This window comes from Acetobacter sp. AAB5 (assembly GCF_050106715.1).
Lineage (GTDB): Bacteria > Pseudomonadota > Alphaproteobacteria > Acetobacterales > Acetobacteraceae > Acetobacter > Acetobacter oryzifermentans.
Map to the genome: position 1 here is coordinate 1 of NZ_JBNIEW010000040.1, position 3,191 is coordinate 3,191.

The 3,191-nt window shown below is 59.8% G+C and carries 5 protein-coding genes; 4 read left to right on the forward strand and 1 reads right to left on the reverse strand.

Annotated features, from left to right (window positions below):
• Window positions 1–127: 127 nt before the first annotated feature.
• The 4 genes from ACP7IZ_RS13600 (at window position 128) to ACP7IZ_RS13615 (ending at window position 1,931) form a co-directional block, all read left to right on the forward strand.
• The gene (locus ACP7IZ_RS13600; RefSeq protein WP_426849689.1) at window positions 128–430 is read left to right on the forward strand and encodes a hypothetical protein; all 303 of its coding nucleotides are present in this window, start codon (window positions 128–130) and stop codon (window positions 428–430) included.
• Window positions 423–932: a replication protein gene (locus tag ACP7IZ_RS13605; RefSeq protein ID WP_426849691.1), complete on the forward strand. Its 510-nt coding sequence runs from the start codon at window positions 423–425 to the stop codon at window positions 930–932. Before ACP7IZ_RS13600 ends, ACP7IZ_RS13605 begins: the two co-directional genes overlap by 8 nt.
• A 258-nt stretch (window positions 933–1,190) precedes the next feature.
• Window positions 1,191–1,760 carry a hypothetical protein gene (locus ACP7IZ_RS13610; protein WP_426849693.1) on the forward strand — a complete coding sequence of 190 codons (570 nt, stop codon included), beginning with the start codon at window positions 1,191–1,193 and terminating at the stop codon, window positions 1,758–1,760.
• A gap of 24 nt (window positions 1,761–1,784) precedes the next feature.
• The gene (locus ACP7IZ_RS13615) at window positions 1,785–1,931 is read left to right on the forward strand and encodes a hypothetical protein (RefSeq protein WP_426849695.1); all 147 of its coding nucleotides are present in this window, start codon (window positions 1,785–1,787) and stop codon (window positions 1,929–1,931) included.
• Here the strand turns inward: ACP7IZ_RS13615 and mobQ are convergent.
• Complete coding sequence (gene mobQ, locus ACP7IZ_RS13620; protein ID WP_426849696.1) at window positions 1,928–3,040, reverse strand: MobQ family relaxase; 1,113 nt, start codon at window positions 3,038–3,040, stop codon at window positions 1,928–1,930. The genes ACP7IZ_RS13615 and mobQ overlap by 4 nt on opposite strands.
• Window positions 3,041–3,191 lie beyond the last annotated feature (151 nt).

Here is a 3,191-nt window from a genome sequence, read left to right on the forward strand (position 1 = left end):
GGGGGGCGAAGCCACCATGACGCAGGACTTGCACTTGTGCAAGTCGTAACTGCGCCCTTAATACCTGACGGCATCAAGGGATATGTGGTATTCGTTTGAAACGGAACGGCTCCACGGTGAGGATGATATGAGCGATATTGCGAAAGAGATTGAGAACGCCAAAAGGATCATAGCTGAACAGAAAAAGCGCATCAAAGAGGCGCAGAAGGAAGCAGCTAAAGCGGAATCAAAGTTGAGGGACCGGCAGAACTACATCTTGGGCGGCGCACTGGTAAAACTTGCCGAAACAGATGAACGGGCCGTCCGCACTATTGAAACACTTTTGAAACTGGTAGAGCGCCCATCCGACCGGAAGGCGTTTGAGGTATTTTCCCGTCTCCCCGCTCTCTCCCTGCCCCCGCATCCAGCACCGGACACCGGCCATGAGTGAGGCACTGGAAGAAGATCCGTTTGAACTGTTCAAAAGGGTCGAAAAAAGCCTGTCCACGGCCACCGCCAGCATGGAGCGGCTGGCCGCCGAACAAGATGCCAGGTGCAAGACCATTTCAGACGCCGCCGGAAAAGCCTCTAAATTGGCCGAGGAAGCCGGTGACACCTTCACAGCATCCAAGAGGCGTCTGATGATCTGGACGGCCCTCTGCGCGGCTCTGCTGGTCTGTGGCGGGTGGTTGACGGGCTATTGGGTGGGACACCGTGACGGTTGGGCCTCTGGAACGGCCCACGGCTACAGCGAGGCCGTAGCTGCCAACACGGTCGCATCATGGGGCATCACCCCCAGCGGACAGCTTGGCTACCTGATGGACAGGGCGGGCCTTCTGCAAGCCCTCGGCCACTGCCACCTGCCGGGATATGAGGCCAAATACGAACCGAAGGAAAAGCGCACCTTCTGCTACCCCACCCAGAACGCCAGCGGCTGGGCTGTGCAGCCATGATCGCCAACCCCTCCCTCTTCCTGAGCAATTCGAAAGAGCAATTTCCGCCGGCTGAACACGTCGAAAATGGGAGTTTTCCACCGTTCTAAGGGGGGGACCATAGGGGGGAATAAATATCTTTATTCTATCTAGGGTGACGCCAACCTCTGTTTTTTGGCAGGCAACCGCCAAAAACCGATTGCCATTACCTGTCACCACATGACAGGATAAACTGTCACGTGGTGACAGGTAATCGGACCCTATACAGAGGTTTCCCCCATGCGGAATGTGACCCGGCTTAAGACCAAAAAAGATAGGCTCCAAGAAGATCAGGCCGATCTTCTGAAACAGGCCCTTCTGCCCTTTAGTGACGGTGACGGAGCCATGAGGGATGCAGTCGGTCGGCTGTATGTCCAGATTAACCGCCTGACCACACCAGACCCCGGAACAACGGAGCCTTTTGTCATGATCCGTCCCGCCCAAAATGCCGCTGTCGTTGACTGGCTGGAAGCCAACAGCAAGCGGCCCATGAAAGCCATGCGCGTTTGGGCGCTGCTGTTCGATCACCTCATGCCCCATACCGGCCAGATCATGCTGACCCGTGAGGAAATCGCGGAGAAAGTCGGCATTGGAGCCGATAACGTCAGCCGCATCATGAATGAGCTAGTGCGGTTCGGGGCGATTTTTATCGAGCGCGAAAAAATCGCCGGTATGCGTGGTCCCGGCTTCGTCCGCTACTTCATGAACAAACACGTTGCCGAGGTCGGCAGCCGCGCCACGCAGGAAGAACTTGCCCTAATCCCACGCCCCGGCGCCAAGCTGGCAATCGTGCAGGGTGGCAAGGCTTAACCCATGAAGGTTTCGGAACTGGACGTGTTCGACAGCGCCAAGGCGGCACAAGACCCGTTGGTGCGGGAAGAACTGCTGCAAGCAGCGCAGGCGGACGGCCACGGCCCCGCCCTCGCTCATGCCCGTTCCGTCATAGCCAAGGCGCGGGCCGGGCAGGACGCCAAGGCTTAACGGCCCCGCCCTCTCCCGCCTCGATCCCGGCGGGCCTGTAGCATCTCCTGATGCTCCTTGGCGTTTTTGGCCCGCTGCTCGGCCCGCTCTTTCTCGGCCGCTGCGGCTCTTAGGCGCTCTTCGGCCAGCCGCATCCGCTCGTCCATCTGACGTTTCCGCTCTGCCTCGGCATCCTTGGCGGCTCCTGCCTTCAGCCCTTTGCTGAAAGCCATCCACTTATTGGCGGTTTTCTCGGCTTTCTGCTGTATCGGCGGGGTCAGCCGGTCAAATGCCTGGGCCACCCTCTCGAAGCCCTCACGCATGGCGTTGACGGCCTGCGCCAGTTTAGCCAGGGCGAAATCTATCACTTCGGCCCGCTGGGCGTTCTCGGCCCGGATGCGCCGGTTGTGGTTGCCGGTCGGGGTCTGGTGGCCCTTCCGTTCCAGAGCCACCACATTCGGCCCCATGTGCCGCTCTGGAACGCGGTCTAGCCCCTGCTCCGCATTGCTCCGGTGATCTATCCGAGCCTCTTGCCCAGCCCGCTCTAGCGCGGCATTGGCAAGGCCCGCCCATAGCTGCCGGACTTCCTTCACCTCATCGGCGGCCTTCCCCAGTCCCATGCCCTGCCGCTTCTTGTCGGACAGTTCGATGGTCGATTTGTCTCCAAAGGACAGCTTGCCATCGCCCCCCCGCTCCACCGTGCGGGTGGTGGTCATGATGTGCGCGTGATGATTCCGGTCGTCGCCCTCGTCACCCGGAAGATGCACGGCCACATCCACGGCCACCCCGTACCGCTGGACCAGCTCACGCGCGAAACTGTCCGCCAGTTCGGCCCGCTGCTCGCTGGTGAGTTCATGGGGGAGAGCAACAACCCATTCCCTTCCGGTGCGGGCGTCCTTGCGTTTCTCGGACCGCTCCGCGTCATTCCACAATTCCGAACGGTCAGCGGTGCCACCCCCCGGAATGAAGATTGCCTTATGGGCAACGCTATTCTGCCGGGGGCTGTATTTGTGTTCGTGCCCGTCAACCTCGTTGGTCAAATCCTCGCCAGCACGATACGCAGCCGCAGCCACAACGGAACGCCCTGCGCTCCGGCTGATCGGTTTCGTTTCTGCGCGATAGATTGCCACGGATCGAGCGCCTACCTTTTGGAGTTAAACGGGGGGTTCAGGGGGGCGAAGCCACCATGACGCAGGACTTGCACTTGTGCAAGTCGTAACTGCGCCCTTAATACCTGACGGCATCAAGGGATATGTGGTATTCGTTTGAAACGGAACGGCT